This window comes from Variovorax atrisoli 110B, assembly GCF_000382045.1.
GTDB classification, from domain to species: Bacteria; Pseudomonadota; Gammaproteobacteria; order Burkholderiales; family Burkholderiaceae_C; genus Variovorax; species Variovorax atrisoli.
This window is the reverse complement of sequence record NZ_KB907474.1, coordinates 1-24,793: the sequence shown is the minus strand read 5'-3', so window position 1 is coordinate 24,793 and position 24,793 is coordinate 1. Positions and strand designations below refer to the sequence as shown.

Below are 24,793 nucleotides of genomic sequence, written 5' to 3'. Positions count from 1 at the left end.
CCTTCTGTTATCCGCTCACCCGGCTTTGCAGCTTGCATGCCATGTCCCTGAATCTCCGCCAGATCGAGGTTTTCCGCGCCGTGATGACTACCGGCTCCATCACCGGCGCCTCCGAACTTCTCTGCGTTTCCCAGCCGGCGGTGAGCCGGCTGCTGTCGCACACCGAAAGCCGCGTCGGGTTTCCGCTCTTCGAGCGCATCAAGGGGCGGCTGTACCCGACGCCGGAGGCGAAGAAGCTGATCCGCGAGGTCGAGCAGGTGTATGCCGGCGTCAACCGCGTGAACGAACTGGCGCAGGAACTGCGCGACAACAGCGACGGGATCCTGAACATCGTCTCGAGCCCCAGCGTGGGCCAGATGATCATTCCGCAGGCCGTTACGCGCTTCCGCCAGCGGCATGCCAATGTCAAGGTCACGTTCCAGTACCTGGGCCCCGCACCACTCATGGAGCGCGTGCTCAACCAGCAGGCCGACCTGGCGGTGACGCTTCGGCCGGTCGACCATCCCAACCTGATCGCCGCGCCGCTCGGCTCGGCCCGGCTGGTATGCGTCTGCCCGTACGACCACCCGCTGGCGCGCCTTGCCACCTTGTCTGTGGAGGACCTGCTGCCTTGGCCGCTGGTGTCTTACGAACGGAGCACGTACTTCGGCCGCATGGTGGCCCAGCTGTTCGAGTCGGCGGGACAGACGGTGCGCGCGGCCGTGGAGGTCGGGTCGCCGCAGAACGCCTATGCGATGGTGCAGGCGGGGGCCGGCATCGCGCTGGTCGACGAGTTCTCGGTGCGCAGCTGGACGAACCATCGCCTCGTCGTGCGGCCGGTCCACGGGACGCCTCTGGTGCACGCAACGCTGATGCATCTGCGCTTCGAACCGCTGTCTCAGATCGCCCAGTCGTTCATCACCGACCTGCGCGCCCTGATGGATGGCCAGGAGACATCGACGCCCCAGGAAGGTGCATAGGCGCACCAGGTGCAATCACTTAACAGCAGGTTATGGCTGCTGCATAAAAAGGCACGCGACAAGGCCTGACGCGATCGAAATAATTTCTTTCATCGCTTCACCCGTGCAGGCCTTCGTCATGAATCACCACCGCCCGACTCGCCGCAATACGCCTGCTGCCGCAGGACGCCAGTGACGTCCGCCGGGTCGGCAACAACAACCCGTCTCCACGCTCCGGCGCACGAGCACTCCCTGCTTCGCCGACGCCAGCACACAAGAAACATGACCTCTTCATTTGACCTGACCATCCGGGGCGGCCGGATCTGCAATGCCGCCGGCTGCATCGAGGGCGACATCGGCGTGACCGACGGCCGCATCGCCGCCATCGGCACCGGCCTGGCTCCCGGACGGGAAGACATCGACGCACGCGGGCGATGGGTGCTGCCCGGCGGGATCGACAGCCATTGCCACATCGAGCAGCTCTCGGGCATGGGGCTGATGTGCGCCGACGACTTCTATTCGGGCACGGTGTCCGCCGCCTTCGGCGGCACGACCACCGTTCTCTCGTTCGCCGCCCAGCACCGCAAGGACAGCATTCCGCAGGTCCTCGCCGACTACGCCCGGCGGGCGAGCGAGAAGGCCGTCATCGACTACGGATTCCACCTGATCCTGACGCGTCCCGACGAGGAGGCCCTGGCGGTGCACCTGCCGCAGGCGATCCGCGACGGCATCACGTCGCTGAAGGTCTACATGACCTACGACCTGCTCAAGCTCGACGACCACGCGCTGCTGGACGTCATGTCCACGGCCGGCCAGGAGGGCGCGATGGTCATGGTCCACGCCGAGAACCACGACATGATCCGCTGGATCGCGCGGCGCCTGCTCGAGCGGGGCCACACGGCGCCGAAGTTCCACGGCGTGTCGCACGACCCGCTCGCCGAGGCGGAGGCCACCAACCGCGCGATCCAGTTGTCGCGTCTGGTGGACGTGCCGATCCTGATCGTGCACGTCGCAGGCGCCGAGACGGTCGAGGTGCTTCGCCAGGCGCGCCGCCTGGGTGCGCAGGTGCATGCCGAGAGCTGCCCCCAGTACCTCTTCCTCGAGGCCTCCAATATCGACCTTCCGGGCGTGGAAGGTGCCAAGTTCTGCTGCAGCCCGCCGCCGCGTGACAAGGCCTCGCAGGAGGCCGTATGGGCCGGTCTGCTGGACGGCACGCTCGGCGTCTACTCGTCGGACCACTCCCCCTTCCGCTTCGACGAATCCGGCAAGTTGCCCAAGGGCGATGCAACGACCTTCAAGGAGATGGCCAACGGCGTGCCGGGCATCGAGCTGCGCATGCCACTGCTGTTCTCCGAAGGCGTCATGAAGGGCCGCATGAGCATCGAGCAGTTCGTGGCGCTCACGGCCACCAACCACGCGCACATGTACGGCCTGGCGCCCCGCAAGGGCGCGATCGCCATCGGTGCCGATGCCGACATCGCCATCTGGAATCCGCAACGCGTCGTGGACGTGTCCGCCGCGATGCTGCACGACAACGTCGGCTACACGCCCTACGAAGGCATGCGCCTGACCGGCTGGCCGGAGGACGTGTTCAGCCGCGGGCGCAGCGTCGTGCGCGCAGGCGAGCTGCGCGCCGAGCGTGGCTCCGGCCAATACCTGCGCCGCGGCCCGTCCCGGCCGCTCGGTGCTGCGCCCGCCCGCTCGGCGAGCCGGGGCGCATTCAGCGCGCTGGTCGGACTGGATCAGCCTGAAGGTCTGCGCGGCCGCTGAAGCTCTTCCATCTTCTTTCCTCTTCCTCCCTCTTCTTCCAACTTCATCCCACACACGCGATCATGTCCAAGCTCCATATCTCCCGCCGATTCGCCGCCCTCCTGGCCGTCGGCGCCGCTGCATTCGGCCCCCTGGCCCAGGCCGACGAAGGCGCGCCGCTGCGCACCGCACTCGACCCGACCTTCGCTCCCCAGGCCATGGTCAAGCTCGGCGGCGGCATCCAGGGCTTCAACGTCGATCTGGCCGAAGAGCTGGGCAAGCGGCTGCGCCGCAAGGTCGAGATCGAGGCGACCGAGTTCTCCGGGCTGATCCCGGGCCTCAACAGCGGCAAGTACGACTTCCTGCTGGCGCCGGTGACGGTCAACCCCGAGCGTGCGCGCGCCCTGCTCTTCACCGAGGGCTACACCGAGACGAACTACACCTTCCTGGCGCGCAAGAACGGCACGAAGCTGGAGTCACTGGAAGGCCTGAAGGGCAAGACCGTGGCCGTGAACAAGGGCTCGAACTACGAGGGCTGGGCCAAGGAGAACGCCGAGAAGTACGGCTTCAAGTACGACGTGTACGGCACCAACGCTGATGCGATCCAGGCCGTCATGTCGAGCCGGGCCGACTTCAACCTGGCGGGCAACACGGTGGCCGGCTGGGCCGCCAAGCAGAACCCCGCCCTGCAGACCACCTACACGGTGAAGACCGGGCTGGTCTGGGCGATTCCCTTCCGCCTGAACGACAAGGCCGGCCGCGACCTGGTCTCCAACGCCCTCAAGTGCATGAAGCTCGACGGCACCATCGCGCGCCTGGCCACCAAGTGGTACGGCATCGAGCCCGCAGCGGGAAGCGTCGAGCGCACCGTGGCGCCCGGCCACGGCGTGCCCGGCACCGAGAACTACGACCCCACCCCGGTCAAGCCCAACTGCGCCTGATCGCCGGGTTCAACGGAAGAAACGCAGCCCATGAGCGCCCCCATCCTAGAACTAGTCGGACTGAAGAAGTCCTACGGCTCGCAGGAGGTCTTGCGCGGAGTCGAACTCCGCGTCCGACCTGCCGAGCTGGTATGCGTGATCGGGCCCTCCGGTTCAGGCAAGAGCACCATGCTGCGCTGCTGCAATCGGCTCGAGGAGCCCAGCTCCGGCCAGGTGGTCGTCGATGGCCAGGACATCACGCGGCCCGACACGGACATCAACCGCGTACGCCAGAGCGTGGGCATGGTGTTCCAGCATTTCAATCTCTACCCGCACCTCAGTGCGCTGGAGAACGTCACGCTGGCGCTGCGCCGCGTGCAGAAGAAGGACCGCGCGCAGGCCGAGGCGATCGCACGCGACGCGTTGACCCAAGTGGGGCTGGGCCACAAGGCCGATGCCTTTCCGGCCCAGCTCTCCGGCGGACAGCAGCAGCGCGTCGGGATCGCCCGGGCGATTGCCTTGAAGCCCAAGGTGATGCTGTTCGACGAGCCGACCAGCGCGCTCGACCCCGAACTCGTCGACGAAGTGCTGCGCGTGATGCGCGCCCTGCGCGAAGGCGGCATGACGATGCTGGTCGTGACCCACGAAATGGCGTTCGCGCATGCGGTGGCCGACCGGGTGGTGTTCATGGACGGCGGCGTCGTGGCGGAACAGGGCACGCCGGCCGAGGTGTTCGAGAACCCCAGGGAAGCGCGCACGCGCAGCTTCATCGGCCGCTACATGGACGCGAAGAGCGCGAGCCCGGCATGAACGAAGCCAATTCCGGGTTCCTCTTCACCTTCTTCAATCCCGCGGTCGCGGCCCAGTATTGGCACGAGATCGCACGGGGAATGGTGGTCACGATCGGCGTCGGCGCGGCCACGGTGGTGACGGGCGTGGCGGCCGGCCTGGTGCTGGCGCTGGCCAGGGCCACCGGCCGCGCCTGGCTGCGCCTGCCCGTCGTGCTGTTCTCGGACATCACGCGTTCGCTGCCGCCGCTGGTCATCATCATCCTGCTGTACTTCGGCCTGCCCGCGCTGGGGATGCCGCTGTCGTCCTTCACCTCGACGTGGCTGTCCCTGTCGCTGGTGCTCGCGGCCTATGCCCAGGAAAGCATCTGGGCCGGCCTGTCCTCCCTGCCGAAGGGGCAGATGGAGGCCGCCCGCTCCACCGGCCTCGGCTGGTGGCAGGCGATGCGCTGGGTGCTGCTTCCCCAGGCCCTGCGGCGCGCTGTGCCGCCGCTGACGAACCGGGTGATCGCCACGACCAAGAACACCGCGCTGGGCTCGGTGGTGGCGTTGAGCGAGATCCTCAGCACGGCGCAGGCATCTGCAGCCGTGGCGGGCAATCCGACGCCGCTCACGGTGGGCGCCTTCCTCTACCTGCTGGTGTTCCTGCCCCTCGTCTTCGTGGCAAGAACGCTCGAACACCGCTCATCCAACAGGAACTAAGCCAGGCCAGCCATGGACTCGATCATCGAGAACTTCTTCAACCTGGAGATCTATCGCCAGGTCCTTCCCTATCTGCTGAACGGTCTGTGGACGACGATCTGGTTGTCGGTGATCGTCATCCCGCTCGGGGCCATCGCCGGACTGCTGCTGGCGCTGGGTCAGACGCAATCGGGCTCGCGCTGGGTGCGCTGGACCGTGATCGCATACGTCGACTTCTTCCGTGCGTTTCCGCCCCTGGTCCTGCTGATCTTCCTGTATTTCGGCCTGCCCTTCCTCGGCGGTGACGTGCCAAAGCTCGCGGCCGTGGTCATCGCCTTCGTGCTCAACAACGCGAGCTACTTCTGCGAAGTGTTCCGGGCTGGCATCCAGGCGGTGCACAAAGGCCAGATGGAGGCGGCACGTTCGACGGGACTGACCCGCATGCAGGCACTGCGCTACGTGGTCCTGCCGCAGGCGGTGCGAAACGTCATGCCCGACCTGCTGGGCAACTGCATCGAGGTCGTGAAGCTGACGACGATCGCCAGCGTCGTGGGCATGCCGGAGCTGCTCAGGGCCGCGCGCGATACGCAGTCGCTGGTCTACAACCCGTCGCCCATCGTGCTGGCCGCACTGCTCTACCTGGTCATGCTCTGGCCGCTGACGCGCGTGCTCGCCAGCCTCGAGAAACGCCGCACCGGCATGGCCGGCCACTGATCCTCCGCCCGGCGCCTGCGGCATCGGCGGGCACCGGCCACTCAATCGACTCGAATCTTCACCTGGGAGGGGCTGCCTCCGACCGCAGGTCGCAGTCCCGTGTCTGCCGTACATCGGCGCTCGCATTGCTTGTGCATTTATTCCTTAGCCATCAGCCATGAAACGTCTCATCACCGTCGCCGCCGCCCAGCTGGGCCCCATCCAACGTGCCGAGGGCCGCGACGTCGTCGTCGCGCGCATGGTCCGCCTGCTCGAACGCGCCCACCAGCGCGGCGCCAACGTGGTCGTCTTTCCCGAACTCGCCCTGACCACCTTCTTTCCGCGCTGGTACGTCGAGAACCTGGACGAAGCCGACGGCTGGTACGAAGAGACCCTGCCCTCGCCGGCGACCCAGCCGCTGTTCGACGCCATCCGGCGCTATGGCCTGACCTGCTACCTCGGCTATGCCGAGATCGCCCACGAGCCGGACGAGCAAGGCGTGATGCGCAAGCGCCGGTTCAACACCTCGGTGGTGATCGCCCCCTCGGGCGAGATCGTGCTCAAGTACCGCAAGGTCCATCTGCCGGGCCACAAGGAGTTCTCCACGATCCGCAAGGTGCAGCACCTGGAGAAGCGCTACTTCGAAGTGGGCAACCTGGGGTTCCCGGTGGTGCGGGCACCGGTGGCCGGCGTGGACGTGAACATGGGCATGCTGATCTGCAACGACCGCCGCTGGCCCGAGTCGTGGCGCGAACTCGGCCTGCAGCAGGTCGAGCTGGTCATGCTCGGCTACAACACGCCGGCCGTGAACCAGGAGAACCGGGGCTTCGAGGCGCCCTACCAGCGCCAGTTCCATTCGCAGCTCTCCATCCAGGCCGGCTGCTACCAGAACGCCACCTTCGGCGTGGGCGTGGCCAAGGCCGGCAACGAGGACGGCTGCGAATTGCTGGGCCACTCCGTGATCGTCAACCCGCAAGGCGAAGTCATGGCCCTGGCCTCCACCTGGGACGACGAGCTGATCGTCGCCGACTGCAACCTGGAGATGTGCGAGCTGGGCCGCAACACCATCTTCAACTTCGCGCAGCATCGCCGGCTGGAGGCCTACACCCGCATCACGAGCCAGACCGGCAGCGTCGCGCCTTCCGTCTGGAACCCCGCCTGATGGAAGCCGCCGTCGTGAACGCCGAACCCGAAGCCCGCAGCGCCGCGCTGCTGCCCGACACCATCGCGCACGAGATGCTCGGAACCCTCAGGGTGCCGCGCTTCGCGGACGTGCAGCGGGCCGCGCAAGCCATCGCCCCGCATGTTCGCCGCACGCCGCTGCTGCGCTGGCCCGCGCTGGATGCACGCGCGGGCGGTCCGGTGTGGCTCAAGCTGGAGAACCTCCAGCTCACCGGCTCCTTCAAGCTGCGCGGCGCCTTCAATGCGCTTCTGAACCTGGATCCGGCGCAGCGCCGCCGCGGCGTCGTGGCCTATTCGACCGGCAACCACGGCCAGGCGATCGCCTGGGCTGCCGCTCAGCTCGACATTCCCGCGACCATCGTGATGCCCGTGGATGCACCCCGCAACAAGGTCGCGAAGGCGGTGGCGCAGGGCGCGCGCGTCGTCCACTACGACCGCCGCCACGAAAGCCGCGAAGCCATCGGCATGCAGCTGCTCGCCGAGACGGGCGCAACGCTGGTGCCTCCGGGCGACCATCCTGACGTGCTGGCCGCGCAGGGCACGGTGGCCCTCGAGGCGCTCGAGGACCTGCCGGCGGGCGAGCGCGAGAACCTCGGAGTCTTCGCCGCGCCCTGCGGCGGCGGCGGCCTGATGGCGGGCTGCAATCTGGTGCTGGATGCGCTCAGCCCCGGTGCGCAGCGGGTGGCGGTGGAGCCGGCCGGCTACGACGACACGGTGCGCTCGCTGCGCAGCGGACGGCGTGAAAGCAACGACCCCGCTGCGCGCACGCTGTGCGATGCGCTGCAGGCCGCGACCCCGGCCGAGCTGCCCTTCGCGATCAACCAGCCGCTGCTCAGCAGCGCGCTCGCGGTCACCGACGCGCAGGTCGGCCAAGCCATGCGCTTCGCGCTCGAGGAGCTGCGCATCGTGGCGGAGCCCGGCGGCAGCGTGGCCCTGGCCGCGTTGCTGGCCGGCTGCCTGCAGCTGGACGGGCGCAGCGCCGTGATCGTGGTGTCGGGCGGCAACGTGGATCTGCCGCTGCTCCAGTCCGTGCTCGCCGGGCATTGAGCGGGCTGCCGCACGGCACGTCGATGCCGGCGGCCCCCGCAGCCGCTTCCATCAACCCTTTTCCTTCTTCGCATGAACTCCACGCTTTCACTGCCCTCCGCCTTCCACCTGGCGTTCAACGTCACGGACCTCGACCAGGCGCGCGCCTTCTACGGTGGCGTGCTCGGCTGCTCGGAAGGGCGCAGCACCGACACCTGGGTCGATTTCGATTTCTTCGGCCACCAGATCTCGCTGCACCTTGGAACGCCGTTCGCCACGGCCGATACGGGCCATGTCGGCGCGCACATGGTGCCGATGCCGCACTTCGGCGCCATCCTGCTGCTGCCCGCCTGGAAGGCGCTGGCCGAGCGGCTGAGCGCCGCGGGCACGGCGTTCGTGCTGCCCCCGCAGGTTCGATTCGAAGGCGAGCCCGGCGAACAATGGACGATGTTCTTCCGCGATCCTTTCGGCAATCCGATCGAGATCAAGGGTTTCCGATCGGTGGAGGCGATCTATGCAGCGTGACTCCCGCCGCGTCTGCACCTGACTCGGCCGCGGGAGTGCAGCGGGGGCTGCCCGTCGCACTTGCGGCGCACGTGCCGCCATGCACGCTTAGAGCTTCATTTCTCTGACGGCCCGTTCCAGGCTCGCCTGCACGATCAGGCGGTGGAACGGCGCGATCGTCGCAAGATAGGCGCGCCCGAAGCCGTTGTGGCAATGCACGACGGTCGCCGCCAGCAGCTCGCGTCCATCTGCCGCATCGGCGCAGAGCTGGATGCTGACGCGGAAGTCCAGGTGCCGATCGTCCGCGCCCACGACCACCTCCGTCGGGCTCTTCGACAACAGTGGGAAGAAGCCGATGACCGGCCCCGCCGCCTTGCCGGCACGCCCGACGGCACTTGACGATTTGATGCCGAACGGCGCCATCACCACGTCACGAACGAGCGTGAGTGCGCGGATCCACCCCGCCTGCCGCTCGAATGCGATGCGCGCTAGGACCTCCACATCGTTGCTGGCTTGCGAAGGCAGGCGAATTGCATAGGCGTCCAGAAGGTCCGCACCCGGGTACAGCGGCGCCAGAACGCTGTTGCTGGGCATCGGTACGGCGCGCGCTTTGATCGATGTCATGTCCCGTTTCGACGCAGGTCTTGGTGAGAGGGTGGTCTTCGCCGAAGTTCGCAGCGTCCGATCCGGGATCGAACGCCGTCTTGCTTTCGACAGGGTGCGGCCACTAGCGCCGTACGCGCCGCAAGCGCCGCGCCGGCTGTCACCCGATTCTGCCGCTCTGGCAGCAACTGTTCCTGCGCGGGCCACGTTCCCGACTCGGCGCCTGCAAACGCCCTGGCAGCAAAACGATCCGCGATGCCAGGGCGGGAACCGCCTGCGCGCTTCAGTGCTTGGCGGGACGGTGGTGACGCGGCGAATGCTTGGTGGCCTTGGCGTGAGTCGCCATCGGCTTCGGCGCGGGACGCGATTGCAGTTCCTGCGCATGGCGCTCCACCGCTGCCGCGCGGGCAGGATCCGTGCTAACGGTGACGCCGTTGTCGGACTGCGCCCATGCGCCAGCGGCGCCGAGCAGGACGGCCAGGGGGATGAGGAGTTTTTTCATGTGATGTCCATCCAGAAGTGAGGGAGACCATCTCCCGTTCACAAAACGGACGGCATCCCGCGGCTGTTGACGCGAAACGCCGCACCCGAGGTTGTTTCGGCAGCCGGGACGCGGCCATCTCAGTGCCTGTGGCGCTCGGTCCCGGCATGGCGCATCGCGGCGTTGAAGGACAGCCGCAGCCGCCCTCGGACGACCGTGGCGGAGATGCGGAAGCCCCCGCCATCCGGCATGCCCGGGTCCTGCACGCCTTCGGTGATGCCGATGCTGCCGTCATGCACCAGGTGTGCGATGTAGTCCTGAAGTTCTCTGCGCCGCCTGGGAGTCGCGGGAACCAGCGACGAATGCAGGAAGTTGCCGTTGCTGTCGAAGACCAGCGTCCCGCCGCAGTGCATGTTCACCCGGGTTCCATTCAAGGGGCCGAAGCCCGGGCCCCTGAGTTCGACGTCCTCTGTCCAGGTGAACTCGATGATGCGTTCGCGCGGCGGCCGGAAACCTCCGGCCGTGCTCTTGCGCGTCGCGTACACGGCGACGATGCGCAGGTTCGCCTCGTGCGGCACGCCGAACATGGCGCGGTACCGGTCCACGAAGCGGTAGGCGTCGCCCGGGGTCGCGGTGATCGCTTCGATATCGCCCGCATCGCGCAGCGCGTAGGTCACCTGCGAGTTGAAGCCCTCCACTTCGGGGGCCGGCACCAGGCCGCGAACGGCAAACGACCGCTGCAGCGCGGCCCGGATGCCGTAGCTGTCGACGGGGTACGCGACCTCGTGCGCACGAAGCAGCGCCCGGGCGTACTCGTCATAGCGCAGGTCCACGGGCGGGCAGTAGTCCAGGGCGCGCAGCATGACGTTCGCGGTCTGCCCGGCCGCCCGGATCACGGCGCGCATGCAGTGCTGCTGGTTGCGCACGACCGCACGTCGCGGCACTTTCGACTCCCGGGCGATGCTCCCCAGAATCTCGTCCAGGTTCTTGACGTAGAGGAACTGCAGCAGCTCGTAGTAGACGCCGGTCAGCACCTCCGACCAGTCGTGCGGCTCGTAGCGGCCGGCCATCTGGCTCATCGTCCGCCTGCGCCAGGCGCCGCGCAGGTAGTCGTGGTCGGCAAGGCCGTGGACGGCCGCTCCGAACTCGGAGGCGATCGCCGAGACGATGTTCCTCGCTGCCAGCCGCGCGGGCGCATCGGCCGTCAGCCGCAGCGCGATCTCCCGCGTCCTCAGGCTGGCCATCATCGCGATGGCGTCGCCGAAGTACTCGTGGAAGCCGGCGGTCTGGGGGGAGGTCACCTCGTTGTAGCCGGGCTTCAGGCCGTCAAGCACGGCATGCCCCAGCTCGTGCGCGACGATGTCGCGCGACAGGCAGGTGTAGACCGGCTCGCCCGAGGGCCCTTGGAAATAGAAGAAGTGCAGCGCCCCGGTCGACCGGTCGTAGAAGGCGTTCTCGTCGTAGCCGGCATGCGGGATCACCAGCAGCCGCCCCAGGCCCGAGGCCCAGGGGATGGGACGCGCCAGCGCCTGTGCATCCTCCAGCCAGCTCAGCGTCTGCTCGACGATGGCCCAGACATTGACCTGGTGGAAGGTGAAGTCGTCGAGGCTCTTCTCGTTCGGTCGAATCCTCGCGATGCCGGCATAGCCCGTGCGGTCCTTGAGCAGCTTCGCGGGCTCGAAGAGCACATCGAGCTCGGCGTTGTAGTCGACCACGCAGACCCGTGCGCTGGAGGGCCCGTCGCCTGCCGTCGCGGCTTCGATGTCCACATCGACCGGCCACAGGTCGTCCCGGCGAGCGACCAGAGGATCCTTGGGCAGCATCTTGACCCGCACCGACCCCTTGGCCGGCGGGCGTGTCTTCGCGGTGGAGGTTCTGGCAGTCGCCATGGCCTGTCCCTTCACGGCAGTGTGGCAAGCAAGCGGCCGTTGCGCCATTGCACCGGGGCAACGGCGCGCCGAACGCACCTGCGGCCATGCTACTGCAGCGAGGGACGACCCCGAGAAACAGTACCTCACCATGAGCGTCGCGCTGCGCCGCGCCTTGCAGGTGGTTTGGCTGTGGGCATTGAACATGCCGTCGTACTTCCTGTTCGTCGACGAGCTCCGCATTCGACGTGACTTCGCTCCAGCCTTCAGGCATTGGGAATTGACGCTCCCGCATCGCCGCTCTTCTTCGGTCGGCGGCGCGTGCTGCGCAGAGCCAGGAGAGAAGCCCCCAGGGCATACTCGGGCTGCGCCGCGGCGGCCTCGGGGCCATCCTGTCGAGCGCTTTCACCAGAAAACGTGTCCACGCGTTCCAGGGCGAATGAAGTCATTACGCAGTCAACTTGTCTTTTTCTGGGTCCTGCTGTTCAGCGTGTGCGCGGCGCTGGCGGTGGTGATGCTCACGCTCTACCGCGCAAGCGCCGGGGCGCAGATCGATGCGGGGCGCACGGCCACGGAGCAGTCGTGCCGCGCGATCGCCGCGCGCTATGCCAAGGCCGCGACCGACGCATCCGAGCCGAAGATCGACCTCCTGCAGGTCGTGCTCCAGCTGGTGCTGACCGAGGTGCCGCACGTCGAGGGTGGGGTATGGCAGGCCGGCGCGAGAGCGAACTCGGGGCTGCTGGCCTATGCGTACCCCACATATGAAGGCAGCGGCGTCAAGCGCGACGTGCCCGCGGCCGAACAGCCCCTCATCGTCGAGCTCTCGCAGCTCGCCGCCCGCGCCCAGGCGCCGCAGACCGACGTGGTGCGCGGCAGCCGCGAGGCATTGATCGTCTCGGCCTGCCCGCTGGCCTCGGCGTCCAAGGACCTTGCGGCCTGGACCATGACACGCACCAACGGCGGCGCCCTGGCCGCCCTGGGCAGCCTGCGCGTGGGGCTGGGCGTCCTGCTCGCGGCGGTGCTCGCCTCGGGGCTATGGCTGGGCTTCATCCTGTTTCGCGGGCTGCGCCACGTGCAGCGGCTCGAGACGCGGCTCACGCAGGCGGATGCCAGCGACGGCGCGATGCCCGAGCTGCCGCGCACCGGCGTGCGCGAGCTCGACCGCATCGTCGACGGTTTCAACCACTACCGCACGCGCTTCGACGAAGCGCGCGTGCGCCTGCGGGAGGCCGCGCAGCAGCGCAGCCGCGACCAGCGCCTGGCCGCCCTCGGGCGCATGACCGGCGGCATCGCGCACGAGATCCGCAACCCGATCGCCACGATGCGGCTGAAGGCCGAGAACGCCCTGGCAGCCGCACCCGAGAAGCAGGCCGATGCGCTGCGCATGATCGTCGGGCAGATCGATCGGCTGGAGGGACTGGTCCAGAGCCTGCTCGCACTGGTGCAGCCCGTGACCCTGGCACCGGTGCAGGTTGACCTGCATCGCTGGCTGGAAGAGCGCACGGCAGCCATCGGCGACAAGGCCGCCGCGGCAGGCGTACAGCTCGTGCTGCAGCATGAAGGCCCCGCCAAGGCCGTGTTCGATCCCGTCCACCTGGCGCGCGCGGTCGACAACCTGCTCGACAACGCCGTGCGCCATGCGCCGCGCGGCGGGCACGTCACGCTGTCGGCCTCGACGAACGAGACGCAGATGCTCTGCATCCGCGTCGACGACGACGGCGCCGGCGTGCCGGAAGCGCTGCAGGCCAACCTCTTCGAGCCCTTCGCCACGGGACGCGCCGACGGCACCGGCCTGGGCCTGGCCCTTGCGCGCGAAGTGGCGCTCGCGCACGGCGGCGACCTGCGCCATCGGGCGCTCGAACCCGGCACGCGATTCGAACTGGAGCTTCCATGGCGCGCCTCCTGATCATCGACGACGACGACGCGTTCCGCGACACGCTGGCCGAGACGCTGCAGGGCCTGGGTCATGAGGCCACCGAAATCGCGAGCGGCGCCGAGGCGCTCGAAGCGATGGCGCGCACGCGCTTCGACGCGGTCTTCCTCGACCACCGCATGCCCGGCATGGACGGCCTGCAGACGCTCGAAGCCATGCGCGCCCGCCTCGCGCGCGTGCCGCCGGTGATCGTGCTCACGGCCTTCGCGAGCGCGGGCAACACCATCGAGGCGATGCGCCTCGGCGCCTTCGACCACCTGGCCAAGCCGATCAGCCGCGAGGCGGTGCGCGAGGTGCTCGACCGCGCGCTGCAGCAGCAGCCCGGCGCGGCAACCACCGCCGCGGTGGCGGACGCGGACGACGACTTCATCGGTGCCAGCCAGGCGATGCGCGAGGTGCAGAAGCGCATCGGCCTCGCATCGGCGAACGCGATGCCCGTGCTGGTGCTCGGCGAGACGGGGACCGGCAAGGAGATGGTGGCGCGCGCGCTGCACCGGCATTCGGACCGCGCGGACAAGCCGTTCGTGGCGATCAACTGCGCGGCCATTCCGAAGGAGCTCCTGGAGAGCGAACTCTTCGGCCACGTGCGCGGCGCGTTCACCGGCGCCACCGGCGAGCGCGCGGGGTGCTTCCGCGCGGCCGATGGCGGCGTGCTGCTGCTCGACGAGATCGGCGACATGGCGCTGGCCGTGCAGGCGAAGATCCTGCGCGTGCTGCAGGAGGGCGAGGTCACGCCGCTGGGCAGCCACAAGACCGTGAAGGTCGATGTGCGCGTGGTCGCGGCCACGCACCGCGACCTGGCCCTCGCGGTGCGCGAGGGCAGCTTTCGCGAAGATTTGATGTACCGGCTCGACGTACTGTCGATCCGGCTGCCGCCGCTGCGCGAGCGGCTCGCCGACGTCATTCCGCTGGCCGAGCATTTCCTGCGCCGCGCGGCCGCGCCCGATGCGCCCAAGGCCCTGTCCACCGAGGCCGCGCAGTCGCTGCTGCGCCAGCCCTGGCCGGGCAACGTGCGCGAGCTGCGCAATGTGATGGAGCGCTGCCAGGCGCTGGTGCGGCACCGTGTGATCGGCAGCGCCGACCTGGACCTGGTGCTCGGCCAGGCACGCCCGACGCAGGGCGCGCAGACCCTGCCGGCCGACTGGCTGGAAGGCGACCTGCCGAGCACAGTCGAACGGCTCGAGCGGCTGCTGATCGAGAACGCGCTCGCCCAGGCACAGGGCAATCGCGCCGAAGCGGCGCGGCGCCTCGGCATCCACCGCCAGCTGCTGTACCGGAAGCTGACGCAGTACGGCATCGAGTAGGCATCGGCGGGAGACCGCGGCGAACACCGGCAAATGGGCGGGACGATCATGGGTCTGCGATAGAGGCTGCTGGCTCGTCGGCAAGGGGTTGCCGTGCCTCCATTCAGCTGCTTTACCGCGCCACCTCAAAAAATCGCTCTTCAAGCCTTCGCCGTCGAGCCCCTCGCCTATTTGTTCCGCGTTTTGTTCCCGGTCCTTGTTCGGCTAGAGCCGCTAGCGAGGTCAGCGAGGTCGACCGCGCTACGGAGGCTATCTCGACACCGACCTTGCCGAGTACGTGCTGCCCGTGGCTGCAGACATGGGCCGCATTCAGGTCGACTTCGTCGGCAAGCCCGACACACGCTTCAACTCGCCGGGCGCCAAAGGACTGGGTGAGGTGGGGATGGCGGGCGTGGCACCGGCCATCGCAAACGCTGTTCAGACTTTCTTCAAATCGAGTTCTCGGCTCTTAAGAAATGCGCGCCACTGCCGATAAGGAAGATTGCCTGCAGCCACTGGCTGCTCCCCTTTGAATGGAATCCAGAGTGAACGTCACCCCGAGCGCATCCGGCCTTTATGCAGCGCCCGCCGCTGTAAGCGTTTCGCGAGCCACGCCGCTGTCGACGCTCGCGAAGACTTCGTCAGCGCAAGTGACACCGAAGTCCCCTGCGTCGGCAGTATTGGTCAGCCTGAGTCGAGCACCCACCCCGGCTGACATTCAGACCTACACAATCTTCGGATCCACCACAACCGCTTGGTCGCGGCCCACCGACGACGCCGTTTCGTCCTTGATGGCTGGCAACTTCGGCCTGCCCTCTCTCACGGCGCGTTTCAGCGGCCTGGGCGCGGCAATGCTGAAGCGCTTCGAGACCGATGTCGACGACTTCTCTCAATCGGTGACGTTTGCGACACCAGGTGCGTCCGCCGTAGCGCCGGCTGACCTGCTGGCCGCAGCCGACAATCAGATCAATTTGTCGATCAAGACTACCGGCGGTGCCACGGTCGAGCTGAGCCTGGCCAGCCAGGCCGACGGCATGGCGGTACAGGTAGCGGTTTCCGGCGGCGAGCTCAATGAGTCCGAGCGCAAGGCTCTCGCAGACCTCTCGGGCGCGTTCCAAGAGGCCATCGACGGCTTGAATGCCCTGCCCCCAAAGCTCGCCCTCGAAGGCTTGACCAATTTCAATACCAAAGAGCTGCTGTCCATTGATTTCAAGGCGAGCCTGAGGACTGATGGCAAGGGCGCGATACAGGCAGTGGATTTTCATGCCGACTCGAGAACGCGCGCCCTGAGCGCTTCCGGACCTTCCGGCACAGTGAAGGTCGACGTCGACTTATCGCAGCCGGCCATCCTCGGCAGTGCCCCGCAGCAAGCGCGAGCCATCGCACGGTACTTGCAGCAGGTAGACATGGCAGGCAGCCGCGGCCGGGGTGACGCTGCCCTGGTCTCGATGTTCAAGGATGCGTTCTCGCAGCTGAACAGCAACTACGGCGAGAAGACTGCGCTGCCGGGCCGCGAGGCGCCGACAGCGATTTCGCTCAATGCTGGCGACCATGGCTTGCTCAGTGGCCTGGCCGACTTCAATGCATCGATGACGCAGGTGCCGGATGCATCGAACCCGATGCGCCCGGACGAGGTCGATACCTTCAGGTACACGCTGTCGCAGAAGACAAGCGTGTCGGGCAAGGACCCGCGCAACCGGACCATCCATCAAGACCGGCAAGCCGAACTGGATGCAAGCTTTCACCGGGCGCTGTCGCCGGGCGCTCAACTCCTGCTCACGGCAGCGAAGGAATCTCAGTTCTACGAGTTCGTGCAGATCAACGACCAAGCCAATGCTTCGACCGACATTTCCTACGAAGACGGTACGCGCACCCGTGCATCGGTCGGTCAGAGCGCTCGGCAGTCGACGCACGTGCAGCGCTACCTCATGGCCAAACTGGAGTCCGACACAGTGCAGCCGGAAGAAGGCACGCGTGTGAACGACCTGCGCCTTCTGCTGTCGATCATCGACAGGGCCGAGATGTCAGACGACCCCGACGACGCACGCCAACACGATCAGGCACTTAAGGCTGCTGCCGCGATGGCGGGGTTGCCCGATGGACCGGCCATGCTGCGGTAGGACACCATTCACCGCGAACCTTGCTCCGAAACAGAAAAGGCGTCTTGAAGTGCATGGCGCACGAAGCTAGCGCCTAGAGCCGGCCCTTGCGGCGATCTTCGCTCAGCTTGAGGATCGGCGGCCGCTTGGCCTGATTTTCAGGCTGCACCCTCTCCCACAGGGTTCCATGGCCAAGTGCTTGGCCCAGTTGGTCTTCACGTCGGAGCCACTCCTCGACCGTCCTGATGCGGTTCGGATGGATCTGGTCGAGAAGTGCGTAGTCGCGTTGAACGATCTCGTGCTTCCAGATGTTCCAGAAGCCGGTGAAGTTATCGCGGAAACTCATCGTGCTCTTGTCCTGCGGGTCTGCGTTGTACCCGGCCGGAAGTCCAGCGGCCATCCTGAGCGGACCGCTCCAATAGTCCTCGAGGGAGGTATCGATGTAGCGCGCGCGATGCCCCGTGACCCGCTCGAAGGCAGCTGCCAGTTCGTGGTAGTCGACCTGCTCGATGGCGACCTCGAGATTCATGCCGTTGGCGCGCCCCGGATTGTCGAAGAGCCATCGGGCGTAGTAGCCGCAGTCGCCGAGCGCGACGTGAGGAACGCGCCCTCCCCCAAGCGGGACCCGCCAGGTAACGACCCCATCCTCGACCGACGGGGTCATCGGCGTCATGGCCGAAAGAGCCATCTCCATGTAGGGCCCGGTCGTGAACACCGCCGCGCCCATGCGGTCGGAGTTGGCCTCGTTCTGGATCAGAATCCATTCGCCGATGCGGCCCTTTCCGTCATAGTGCCCGGTACGGAACTTGGAGTCATAGCCCGCCTTCTTCAGAGCGTAGTCGAGATTGCCGTAGACGAAGAACCTGACACCTTCCTCGATCGCGATCTCATAGGCGCGGATCGCCCAGTACATCTCGGTCTTCTCGCCGGTATTGAAGCCGTCGATGTTGATGTAGGCGCCGTCGCACCCTTGGAAGCCGGCTCGCAGCGTGTCCTCATCCGCAAAGGTGCCTTCGACAATCTCCACGTTGCCAAGCTCGGCGAGAGCTTTCGCCCGGCGCGAGCCGCGATCGCGCGTGAGGGCTCGGACAAAGTATTTCCCGTCCGCGACCAGTGTCTTGATCACCGGCAACCCTTGAGCGCCAGTGCCGCCGACGACGAAGATCCTGGAAGTGGAGTAAGAGGTCATGAATATCTCCTTGTCTGGTGCCGTGGCCCGCGATTGGTGCTGAGCGTTTGTCGGGCGGCAGGCGAAAGTGTTGGATGGCCCCGTTCAGCTGCCCTGGAAGAGGCGCACTCGCCCTTCAGCCTGGGCGGTCGTTCGTCGCGAGCGCCTGCGCAACTGGCGAAGCGAAAGGGCATGCAGGACGAGCGAGGTCGGAACGGTGAAGGCCGGAATGATTGCGGTGGGATGGCTGCCGGTCAGCAGATTCGGATGGTCGAACGCAAGGTGCTGCAGCGGCCCGGGCGACGTAAGCGCCCCCAGCATGACCGCAAGAACCAGATCCGAGATGCCGATGAAATTCCACACCAGCGCAGACCTCCCGCTGCCGGGACGTCCGTTCGCCAGCATGATGGCCGTAGGCAGCGCCAGCAGGCCTGTGATCACGTCCCCTGTGCCGGCGGGGACGGCGAATATGCCCGGCGCGTTCCCGAGCCACCAGTTGATGAGGAACACGCCACCGATTACCCGATAGACCTGAAACCCTACGAGCCAATTCATCGGCATGGCGTCGAGCAGGACGCCGATGCGCTTCGATCGCGTGACCAGAAAGACGACGACGGCCGTCGGCACGACGATCATCAACGCGAGCAATGGAATGGGGATGGCGCCCGGCAGGAGCAGACCGTTGGCGACGATCGCCCAGGCCGCGCCGTGCCAAAGGGTCAAGGGGATGGAGATCGCAAGCCAGGTCGTCCGCCGCTGCGAAACCGTCAACGACGTTCGGGACAGGCCGAGCCAGGTGCCAGCCAGTGTGGCGATGTGAACAGCCAGGAGCGCGACGATGACCGACACCTCGGACTGCTGCCCGCCCGGGACTGTGACAAGAGCCGCCAGCCAGATGGCCGTCATAACAGCCGTGCCGCCAAGCGCAAGCACGGGGCCGATCATGGAGTTGTTCGACGCCAACATGAAACTCTCTTCATTGGACCAATTCGATGATGTGCTGCAGCGATCAGCGCCGGATGCTCGCCATCAGGCCCTGAAGCCCTGAACATGCGTGCCTTTTCCGCCCGGTGCGACAGTCACTCTTATAATAAGAGTTAATTGGGTTTTTTGCAAAGGAGTCTTGGCAGTGCTCTCGCTCGATCGCCCAGGCAGGCTGATCGGCCAAGCGCTGCGGCGGCAATGCCTCAGCCCCGCCGAGACCAGCGCCTCTTCTTATGAGAGCATCGCCAGCAAGGCAGTAGACGTCGGAAGGAGCGAGATGCGCTCGAAGGGTTTTGATGGGATGGTGTGCTCGATCGCTGGCGTGATGGCCGCGATCGGAGACCGCTGGGGTCTGGTCATCCTGCGGGATATGGTCTGTGGCCTCCGACGCTACGAGGACTTTCGCAAGTCCTCCGGCGTCACGAATGCAACGCTGAGCGATCGTCTGAAGCACCTCGAAGCCAATGGCCTCATTGAACGAAGGCGCTACCAGGCAAACCCAGAGCGCTTCGAATATCTGCTGACCCAGAAAGGCTGGCAGATGGCGCCCATGATGCCCGTGCTCGCCCAGATCGGCGACCGCTTGGGAGTGTCCGGCGCGGGCGCGCCTCCGATGACTTTCGTGAATCGAAAGACCGGTGCAGAGGTTCGGTTGAGTTTCATCGATCAAGAAACCGGGGACGTGGTCAGCACAGCCGACCTTGAGATCAACCCAGGCCCCGGCGCCGATGATCTCGTTCGTTGGCGTCTATCTCACGCCCGCCACCGCGACAGACCCTCGAACGAAACGCCCTCGAAAGAGTCTTGAGTTCGATCCTTTAGCGCAGACGCAGTGGCAGGCGACAGTCGGCCACGAGTGGCCGCTCGCGTCGCCGCCAGGCATGTAAGTTATGGACGAAATTCTTGAGCCTTACGCCGTCATGCGTGTTTCAAGGCTGGTCGGAAAAGCTGATGAGTACGATGGTTGGCGAGTGCACCCACAAGCTCCTGCGATTGGAGATCTATAAGCTCCGGAAAAATGGCCGCCCCCGCTCCCTCCGTGAAGCTCGGTAGCCGCGCGCCCGTCCGTTCCTCCGCCCCGATTCACCTGAATTCGAGGTTGCACATTCAATTTTTTGAGCCTCTCAATTTCAGCTGCTAGCCTTTCCATCTCATAAACGATGGCAAGCTGGCCCGTGCCCGCTTCGGGAAGACTCCTTCCTCGCATGATTTCGGCACTCGCCACCCTGCCTTTGGCAACTACAGCGTGAAGCCGCCGTCGATGGTGAGGCTGGCTCCGGTCATGTATCCTGCCTCGTCGCCGGCCAAGTAGGAGATAAGTGCTCCGACCTCATGGGGTTGGCCAACACGCCTGAGCGGGCTCAACGGCTTCAACGCCTCGATCATGCTGGCCGTCAGGTCGGTTTCAATCGGGCCAGGCTGGATGTTATTGACCGTGATTCCACGCGGAGCCAGGTCCAGCGCCGCTCCCTTCACCAGCCCGGCCACGGCGGTCTTGGTCAGCTGGTAGACACTCGCCCCTGGAATGCCGGTGCGGACAGCCACGTTGCTGCCAATGGTGATGACACGAGCGCCATCCACGAGGTGCGGAAGAGCCGCCTGGATGGACAGGAAGACAGCGCGCACGTTGATGCTGAGCATCTCGTCCAGGTCGCGCAAGGAAACGTCGCCGATGGTGCCCGCCCTATAGATGCCAGCGTTGACGACGACCACCTTGATGAGGCCGAACTTTTCGACTGCCTGCCGTACGGCCTCGATGATGGCGTCGGCGCTGGCGCTGTCCGCCTGGATGGCATGCGCTCGTCCTCCGGCTGCAGCGACTTCCTGCACCAGTGCCTGCGCGCTGTCCGGGCGCGATACGAACGTGAAAGCGACCGGGTAACCATCGGCCGCGAGGCGCCTCACCGCTGCAGCACCGATGCCCCTCGCACCACCAAACACCAGAGCTGCACCCCTTGTCGAATCTGACATCATTTCTCCTTTTGTGGACAGTTCAGTCCATAACTAAGCAAAAAAAACTGCCTGATGGCAGAGCCCAACTCAGCCGACCCCGAGTAGGTCAACTGCGAAATCAGCCATCGCGTGCATGCTCTGCACATTGGCGCCTGCGCGGGCTGCCACTTGCAGCCCGGTCATGGTAAGGATGACAAAGGCGGCCGCGCGCTCCGCATCAAGGTGTGGCGCTATGTCGCCAGCGCTCTGACCTTCGCGGACCTTGGCCACGAGGCGCTCTCCCAAGAGAGCTCTCGAATTTGCGGACATGCCGGAAAGCTCCGGGTCGGTAATACCGAACTCGCCCGTCGCACCAACGCCGAAGCATCCCATCGCGCGCACCCGGTCATCCTCGACGGCCAAGCCTTTCAACATCGCCCGAATACCTTCGCGAGCCGACGGTTGCTCATTGAGCCTTCGCAGATGCGTTTCCACGCTCTTGGCCTGGTACTTCGCCAACACTTCCAGATACAGCTGCCGCTTGTCCCCAAAGGCGTTGTACATGCTTTGACGACCTATTCCCATCGCGTTGCGCAAGTCGTCAGTCGACGTGCCAGCATAGCCACGGTCCCAGAAAACCTGGGTGGCCTTCTCCAATGCTTCGTCCCGGTCGAATTCCCGTGGTCTTACCATGCCATCATGCTATGCGTTATGGATAGATCTGTCAATAACCAGGCTTGCTGACCAGAACGACAAGCTGCACATCATGAACATGCGGGCAACCTTTGTCACTGCCGAAGATGTCGGCGACTGGCGCAACGCTGATCGCTTTGTATTGGGCGGCTCCTCCGACTCAACAGCATCCGCCGTTGCGGCTGTTGGGATCAGCCTTGGGTCAGAGGCCAAATGGCGAGTTGACTTGCTCCCAGTCGTTGGGCATTCCTGTTTTCAGGATATACGCCGCGTTGGCGAACTGATCTACATTGGCTATGGCGAGCAAGTCGCCGTGTTCTCGCCCAGGACAGGCGACTTGGCATCGCACTCGCTCGATGGCTACTTTGGCCGCCTATTCACTTCGAGCGATACTGAGTCATTGGAACTTGGTTCATCAGTCTTGGTTGCCTCAGCCACAGAGTTGTTGCGCTTCGACGGAACCGGCCGGCTCCTGTGGAGGAAGTCCGGGCTTGGAGTCGATGGCGTCATCGTGCAGAGAATTCAAGATGGTCAGATTTTTGGCAATGCCGAATGGGACCCACCAGGTGGATGGGAGCCGTTTCGACTGCTTCTGGATTCCGGTGAGGCATGCCGGAGCTGAGGCTCCGCCGCTTTGCCTGCCTTGGTCCTGTTCGCGTCAGCTACAGCTCTCGGCCACAACCCGCCGTTCGCCCGCAGCTCCCAGTTCACCTTAAAGCCGCCGAGGATCAGTTTCCGCAGCGCCGTCCTCAAATGATCAAAGCACACCCCTCCGTCATTCCTGGCGACTCAGATATCTACGGAGCGTCGCCTTCCGTCGTATCCCTTGTGCTGAACGCGCGCCGTCTTTTTGATTGCAACTATGGCGTGCGATTCGATGAGAACGCTGTCGTGTGGTTGGGGGCCGTAGTTGGCCTTCTTATTCACAGCGCGCAAGTAGCCGACTGGGATGACTCCGTGCTGGAGTCGTTTTTCAGACAACTGACACTGGCCCGCGTTGAAAAGCTGTATGCGATTCCTACCGGCTATGAATATGCGCGCGATTCCGATGCGGCCATGGAGATGCTCGATTTCGAGCCACCGCTGCTCGGCGCCATCAACCCCACAATTGACGACTTCTCCAAAGTCCGGGGCGGGCAGATTGGGCTCTACAGCGGCAGTCATTTCCTCTTTTCGCCCTGCCTCAATTATTCTCTGCTCGACGTGAATGGTCAGTACACCATGATCCTCGGCCCGCGTAGATTCGTCGACAGCGTTTTCGGATCGACAGTTTCGGCAACTTGGAGTGAAATCAATCCGAACTCCGACATCGAGTCCTCCATCCTCTCCAAGCTCCTAGACGCCAAAACGGCGTACGGCTATGAAACGTAGTGCGCAAGGGCCAGCGATCCAGGGTCCGGCTGCAGTCGATCAAGCGTAGGAGTCGGCCAAGAGCGGACTTTCCGATCTGCTGCGAAAACTCAGCCCTCAGATGACCCTCGACGATCTAACCGTTGGCTTTCAACACCTCCAGCGCGAGACGATGCTCTCAGATTGGACGTGGCTCCTTGGTACGAGCGCTCTCCCTGTGCTGGTTACCGCCGTCGGGAACGCATTTGTGGAGGAATCGAGCAGCGGCGAAATCAAACTGCTCGACGTCGGTTCAGCGGACTTGATTCTGATCGCCGCGTCGACCGTCGAATTCGAGGAGCTGCTCGCGCAGCGGGAGTTTGTTGCCAAGTTCTTTGACGTTCAACTCGTTGGCGAACTCTTCAATTCTGGGCAAACTCTGGCCGCTGGAGAACTGTTCGGATTCAAGCGGCTGCCGACCATGGGAGGCGACTACGTCATCGACAACTTCGAGGCCACAGACATCGAAGTGCACTTCAGTGTCAATGGCCAGCTCCAAGCGCAGCTCAGCCGGCTCAAACCGCAGACGGTCATCCGTTCGGTGAGCATCAGGGACGCTGGCCGCTAAGGCAGCCCGAGTTGCCAGTCACTAGGCCTGGAGGTCTTTGAGGAGTTGAGCAAGGTGAAACTGTTCGGAACAATTGACCGAGTCGAGGGAGAAACACACGACCGACTGTTGGAGGTTGTCACTGATGCGCGCAGGTATTGGGTAAGCGCATTCGAGGGCGGCTCCTACGATTCAAAGGCTTCCTTGTGGCGGCTAGGACCATGCAATATGGAGGTCAAGATTTCACTAGTTGCGCGCGTTGCCGGTATTAAGGCCCACGACGCCCTGACGTTCCAGCAACCACTCGTGGGCTCGCCATCGTGCGAGGTTCGCGCCTGCGTCACCGATGTAGAGAACGAATGGGCCTTTCGTTGTGACGCCGGCAGCGAGCACGGCGCCGTCTTGGTCGAAGTGGAGAAGCCGCATGGGCTTTCCATCGGCCAGTTGGTTTACTTCCGCAGTGAGCTTGTGGCGGTCGACGAGAGGTGACGGCGCTCAATGAGCGTTCTGTCCACCACCGCCAGACGGTCGCTAACACCGGCAATTCGGCCAGCTTCGGTCATTCGCTCATACTTCTTCAACTCCTCGCATGCTCATGGCACGCCGCGACTATTCCGAAGACGAAGACTTTTACACACAAGGCTTCGAGAGCCCCGGTGAGGTTTCTATCTGGCTCGGCTACTCACAACATGCCGATGGATCGAACGATGTGCTACAAGATCTCTGCGGAGTCGGCTACTACAGCTTGGACGACCAAGAAGCGAACTGTTTTTCGTTCGAGCTGACAAGGGTGGAGCACCTGCTGAAAGAGATTTCGTACTCTGTCAGCTTCATAGACGCTGCGGTGAGAACGGCAAAGCGTCGAAAACTTTTAGAAGCTCGCTGGGTAACTGTTCAGTTCGATTTTGCGTACGCGCCAGAAAAGGTGAAAAGGCTAGTGGCCGCTGACCCAATATTTTGGGGCGTATTTCGCTACTCCGTGGAGTAGCGCCTTCAGAGAAATATCCGCTTTGGGGCAGATCGAAAGACCGCAGTGGTTAAGGGTTGTCCGATACCTGCCCGAGCAACGCCACGAGCCCGCGCACGACAACGGCCAGAGGGCAGGTGTTGGACAAGCCTCTAAGGAGGAAACCGCGGAATGCTCTGCTTAGGACAGGCAACGCTACGAGCCTATGGGGATTCGGAACGCGTGGCCCAAGTTGGCTGGGGCGCGGAGCCCAGGGGATGGCTCCAATGGCGTTGCCGAGGCGCAGTAAATCCAGGCCGTTGTTCGCGTCGCTCGACGCCAGGACGGTCGACGAAGGGCATCACCGGACTCGAAGACCAGACTTC

Annotated in this window: 25 protein-coding genes; 18 read left to right on the top strand and 7 right to left on the bottom strand. The window is 65.1% G+C overall.

The window, feature by feature from the left end; all coding sequences use genetic code 11:
* The first annotated feature begins 41 nt into the window (after positions 1 to 41).
* The 9 genes from G369_RS0133980 to G369_RS0133940 all read left to right on the top strand — a co-directional run bounded on the left by G369_RS0133980 (position 42) and on the right by G369_RS0133940 (position 8,502).
* Positions 42 to 959, top strand: a complete 918-nt coding sequence (locus tag G369_RS0133980; RefSeq protein WP_020723448.1) for a LysR family transcriptional regulator — start codon at positions 42 to 44, stop codon at positions 957 to 959.
* A gap of 261 nt (positions 960 to 1,220) precedes the next feature.
* Entirely contained in the window at positions 1,221 to 2,708 is a 1,488-nt protein-coding gene (gene hydA / locus G369_RS0133975) for a dihydropyrimidinase (RefSeq protein ID WP_019658538.1), read from the top strand.
* A gap of 62 nt (positions 2,709 to 2,770) precedes the next feature.
* On the top strand, positions 2,771 to 3,628 hold the full coding sequence (locus tag G369_RS0133970) for a transporter substrate-binding domain-containing protein (protein WP_019658537.1): 858 nt from the start codon (positions 2,771 to 2,773) through the stop codon (positions 3,626 to 3,628).
* 30 nt (positions 3,629 to 3,658) lie between these two features.
* Positions 3,659 to 4,417, top strand: a complete 759-nt coding sequence (locus G369_RS0133965; protein WP_019658536.1) for an amino acid ABC transporter ATP-binding protein — start codon at positions 3,659 to 3,661, stop codon at positions 4,415 to 4,417.
* Entirely contained in the window at positions 4,414 to 5,097 is a 684-nt protein-coding gene (locus tag G369_RS0133960; RefSeq protein WP_019658535.1) for an amino acid ABC transporter permease, read from the top strand. Before G369_RS0133965 ends, G369_RS0133960 begins: the two co-directional genes overlap by 4 nt.
* A gap of 12 nt (positions 5,098 to 5,109) precedes the next feature.
* Complete coding sequence (locus G369_RS0133955; protein WP_019658534.1) at positions 5,110 to 5,790, top strand: amino acid ABC transporter permease; 681 nt, start codon at positions 5,110 to 5,112, stop codon at positions 5,788 to 5,790.
* 157 nt (positions 5,791 to 5,947) lie between these two features.
* Complete coding sequence (locus G369_RS0133950) at positions 5,948 to 6,931, top strand: N-carbamoyl-D-amino-acid hydrolase (protein WP_019658533.1); 984 nt, start codon at positions 5,948 to 5,950, stop codon at positions 6,929 to 6,931.
* On the top strand, positions 6,931 to 7,998 hold the full coding sequence (locus G369_RS0133945; RefSeq protein ID WP_019658532.1) for a pyridoxal-phosphate dependent enzyme: 1,068 nt from the start codon (positions 6,931 to 6,933) through the stop codon (positions 7,996 to 7,998). Before G369_RS0133950 ends, G369_RS0133945 begins: the two co-directional genes overlap by 1 nt.
* A gap of 90 nt (positions 7,999 to 8,088) precedes the next feature.
* The gene (locus tag G369_RS0133940) at positions 8,089 to 8,502 is read left to right on the top strand and encodes a VOC family protein (protein ID WP_026346859.1); all 414 of its coding nucleotides are present in this window, start codon (positions 8,089 to 8,091) and stop codon (positions 8,500 to 8,502) included.
* An 87-nt stretch (positions 8,503 to 8,589) separates the two neighbouring features.
* Here the strand turns inward: G369_RS0133940 and G369_RS0133935 are convergent, their stop codons facing one another.
* The 3 genes from G369_RS0133935 to G369_RS0133925 form a co-directional block, all read right to left on the bottom strand.
* The gene (locus G369_RS0133935) at positions 8,590 to 9,105 is read right to left on the bottom strand and encodes a DUF2867 domain-containing protein (protein ID WP_020723447.1); all 516 of its coding nucleotides are present in this window, start codon (positions 9,103 to 9,105) and stop codon (positions 8,590 to 8,592) included.
* Positions 9,106 to 9,367: 262 nt separating this feature from the next.
* Positions 9,368 to 9,586, bottom strand: a complete 219-nt coding sequence (locus G369_RS38910) for a hypothetical protein (RefSeq protein WP_080647974.1) — start codon at positions 9,584 to 9,586, stop codon at positions 9,368 to 9,370.
* 119 nt (positions 9,587 to 9,705) lie between these two features.
* On the bottom strand, positions 9,706 to 11,454 hold the full coding sequence (locus G369_RS0133925) for a gluzincin family metallopeptidase (protein ID WP_019658528.1): 1,749 nt from the start codon (positions 11,452 to 11,454) through the stop codon (positions 9,706 to 9,708).
* A gap of 418 nt (positions 11,455 to 11,872) precedes the next feature.
* On the opposite strand from G369_RS0133925, the gene G369_RS0133920 reads away from it, so the two are divergent.
* The 3 genes from G369_RS0133920 (at position 11,873) to G369_RS36800 (ending at position 16,769) form a co-directional block, all read left to right on the top strand.
* Positions 11,873 to 13,339, top strand: a complete 1,467-nt coding sequence (locus G369_RS0133920) for a sensor histidine kinase (protein WP_019658527.1) — start codon at positions 11,873 to 11,875, stop codon at positions 13,337 to 13,339.
* Entirely contained in the window at positions 13,324 to 14,670 is a 1,347-nt protein-coding gene (locus G369_RS0133915) for a sigma-54-dependent transcriptional regulator (protein ID WP_019658526.1), read from the top strand. Before G369_RS0133920 ends, G369_RS0133915 begins: the two co-directional genes overlap by 16 nt.
* A 524-nt stretch (positions 14,671 to 15,194) precedes the next feature.
* Positions 15,195 to 16,769 carry a hypothetical protein gene (locus G369_RS36800; protein ID WP_145762113.1) on the top strand — a complete coding sequence of 525 codons (1,575 nt, stop codon included), beginning with the start codon at positions 15,195 to 15,197 and terminating at the stop codon, positions 16,767 to 16,769.
* 73 nt (positions 16,770 to 16,842) lie between these two features.
* Here G369_RS36800 and G369_RS0133905 read toward each other — a convergent pair whose 3' ends face one another.
* Both G369_RS0133905 and G369_RS0133900 read right to left on the bottom strand, forming a co-directional pair.
* Positions 16,843 to 17,937 carry an NmrA family NAD(P)-binding protein gene (locus tag G369_RS0133905; protein WP_019658524.1) on the bottom strand — a complete coding sequence of 365 codons (1,095 nt, stop codon included), beginning with the start codon at positions 17,935 to 17,937 and terminating at the stop codon, positions 16,843 to 16,845.
* An 84-nt stretch (positions 17,938 to 18,021) separates the two neighbouring features.
* Positions 18,022 to 18,882 (bottom strand): DUF8737 domain-containing protein, encoded by an 861-nt coding sequence (locus G369_RS0133900; RefSeq protein WP_019658523.1) that lies wholly within the window; start codon positions 18,880 to 18,882, stop codon positions 18,022 to 18,024.
* A 163-nt stretch (positions 18,883 to 19,045) separates the two neighbouring features.
* Between G369_RS0133900 and G369_RS36795 the strand changes: the two genes are divergently transcribed.
* The gene (locus G369_RS36795; RefSeq protein WP_020723445.1) at positions 19,046 to 19,708 is read left to right on the top strand and encodes a winged helix-turn-helix transcriptional regulator; all 663 of its coding nucleotides are present in this window, start codon (positions 19,046 to 19,048) and stop codon (positions 19,706 to 19,708) included.
* Positions 19,709 to 20,139: 431 nt separating this feature from the next.
* Here G369_RS36795 and G369_RS0133890 read toward each other — a convergent pair whose 3' ends face one another.
* Complete coding sequence (locus tag G369_RS0133890) at positions 20,140 to 20,874, bottom strand: SDR family NAD(P)-dependent oxidoreductase (protein ID WP_020723444.1); 735 nt, start codon at positions 20,872 to 20,874, stop codon at positions 20,140 to 20,142.
* 66 nt (positions 20,875 to 20,940) lie between these two features.
* Positions 20,941 to 21,489 carry a TetR/AcrR family transcriptional regulator gene (locus G369_RS0133885; protein WP_244164426.1) on the bottom strand — a complete coding sequence of 183 codons (549 nt, stop codon included), beginning with the start codon at positions 21,487 to 21,489 and terminating at the stop codon, positions 20,941 to 20,943.
* A 109-nt stretch (positions 21,490 to 21,598) separates the two neighbouring features.
* On the opposite strand from G369_RS0133885, the gene G369_RS38905 reads away from it, so the two are divergent.
* The 5 genes from G369_RS38905 (at position 21,599) to G369_RS0133865 (ending at position 24,449) form a co-directional block, all read left to right on the top strand.
* Positions 21,599 to 22,147 carry a hypothetical protein gene (locus tag G369_RS38905; RefSeq protein ID WP_132802038.1) on the top strand — a complete coding sequence of 183 codons (549 nt, stop codon included), beginning with the start codon at positions 21,599 to 21,601 and terminating at the stop codon, positions 22,145 to 22,147.
* Between the two features lie 131 nt (positions 22,148 to 22,278).
* A complete protein-coding gene (locus G369_RS0133880) occupies positions 22,279 to 22,896 on the top strand; it encodes a hypothetical protein (protein WP_019658519.1) in 618 nt (205 codons plus the stop codon).
* Between the two features lie 100 nt (positions 22,897 to 22,996).
* The gene (locus G369_RS36790) at positions 22,997 to 23,482 is read left to right on the top strand and encodes a T6SS immunity protein Tdi1 domain-containing protein (RefSeq protein ID WP_019658518.1); all 486 of its coding nucleotides are present in this window, start codon (positions 22,997 to 22,999) and stop codon (positions 23,480 to 23,482) included.
* A 207-nt stretch (positions 23,483 to 23,689) separates the two neighbouring features.
* The gene (locus tag G369_RS0133870; protein WP_019658517.1) at positions 23,690 to 23,950 is read left to right on the top strand and encodes a hypothetical protein; all 261 of its coding nucleotides are present in this window, start codon (positions 23,690 to 23,692) and stop codon (positions 23,948 to 23,950) included.
* Positions 23,951 to 24,056: 106 nt separating this feature from the next.
* Positions 24,057 to 24,449 carry a hypothetical protein gene (locus G369_RS0133865; protein ID WP_038116808.1) on the top strand — a complete coding sequence of 131 codons (393 nt, stop codon included), beginning with the start codon at positions 24,057 to 24,059 and terminating at the stop codon, positions 24,447 to 24,449.
* Positions 24,450 to 24,793 lie beyond the last annotated feature (344 nt).

Coding starts and splice junctions, on each gene's coding strand:
- G369_RS0133905 (WP_019658524.1), bottom strand. CDS start 17,937: ATGACCTCTTACTCCACTTCCAGGATCTTCGTCGTCGGCGGCACTGGC.
- G369_RS0133935 (WP_020723447.1), bottom strand. CDS start 9,105: ATGACATCGATCAAAGCGCGCGCCGTACCGATGCCCAGCAACAGCGTT.
- hydA (WP_019658538.1), top strand. CDS start 1,221: ATGACCTCTTCATTTGACCTGACCATCCGGGGCGGCCGGATCTGCAAT.
- G369_RS38905 (WP_132802038.1), top strand. CDS start 21,599: ATGAACATGCGGGCAACCTTTGTCACTGCCGAAGATGTCGGCGACTGG.
- G369_RS0133890 (WP_020723444.1), bottom strand. CDS start 20,874: ATGATGTCAGATTCGACAAGGGGTGCAGCTCTGGTGTTTGGTGGTGCG.
- G369_RS0133870 (WP_019658517.1), top strand. CDS start 23,690: ATGGAGGTCAAGATTTCACTAGTTGCGCGCGTTGCCGGTATTAAGGCC.
- G369_RS0133915 (WP_019658526.1), top strand. CDS start 13,324: ATGGCGCGCCTCCTGATCATCGACGACGACGACGCGTTCCGCGACACG.
- G369_RS0133865 (WP_038116808.1), top strand. CDS start 24,057: ATGGCACGCCGCGACTATTCCGAAGACGAAGACTTTTACACACAAGGC.
- G369_RS0133980 (WP_020723448.1), top strand. CDS start 42: ATGTCCCTGAATCTCCGCCAGATCGAGGTTTTCCGCGCCGTGATGACT.
- G369_RS0133920 (WP_019658527.1), top strand. CDS start 11,873: ATGAAGTCATTACGCAGTCAACTTGTCTTTTTCTGGGTCCTGCTGTTC.
- G369_RS0133965 (WP_019658536.1), top strand. CDS start 3,659: ATGAGCGCCCCCATCCTAGAACTAGTCGGACTGAAGAAGTCCTACGGC.
- G369_RS0133960 (WP_019658535.1), top strand. CDS start 4,414: ATGAACGAAGCCAATTCCGGGTTCCTCTTCACCTTCTTCAATCCCGCG.
- G369_RS0133950 (WP_019658533.1), top strand. CDS start 5,948: ATGAAACGTCTCATCACCGTCGCCGCCGCCCAGCTGGGCCCCATCCAA.
- G369_RS0133925 (WP_019658528.1), bottom strand. CDS start 11,454: ATGGCGACTGCCAGAACCTCCACCGCGAAGACACGCCCGCCGGCCAAG.
- G369_RS0133970 (WP_019658537.1), top strand. CDS start 2,771: ATGTCCAAGCTCCATATCTCCCGCCGATTCGCCGCCCTCCTGGCCGTC.
- G369_RS0133945 (WP_019658532.1), top strand. CDS start 6,931: ATGGAAGCCGCCGTCGTGAACGCCGAACCCGAAGCCCGCAGCGCCGCG.
- G369_RS0133900 (WP_019658523.1), bottom strand. CDS start 18,882: ATGTTGGCGTCGAACAACTCCATGATCGGCCCCGTGCTTGCGCTTGGC.
- G369_RS38910 (WP_080647974.1), bottom strand. CDS start 9,586: ATGAAAAAACTCCTCATCCCCCTGGCCGTCCTGCTCGGCGCCGCTGGC.
- G369_RS0133880 (WP_019658519.1), top strand. CDS start 22,279: ATGATCAAAGCACACCCCTCCGTCATTCCTGGCGACTCAGATATCTAC.
- G369_RS36790 (WP_019658518.1), top strand. CDS start 22,997: ATGACCCTCGACGATCTAACCGTTGGCTTTCAACACCTCCAGCGCGAG.
- G369_RS0133955 (WP_019658534.1), top strand. CDS start 5,110: ATGGACTCGATCATCGAGAACTTCTTCAACCTGGAGATCTATCGCCAG.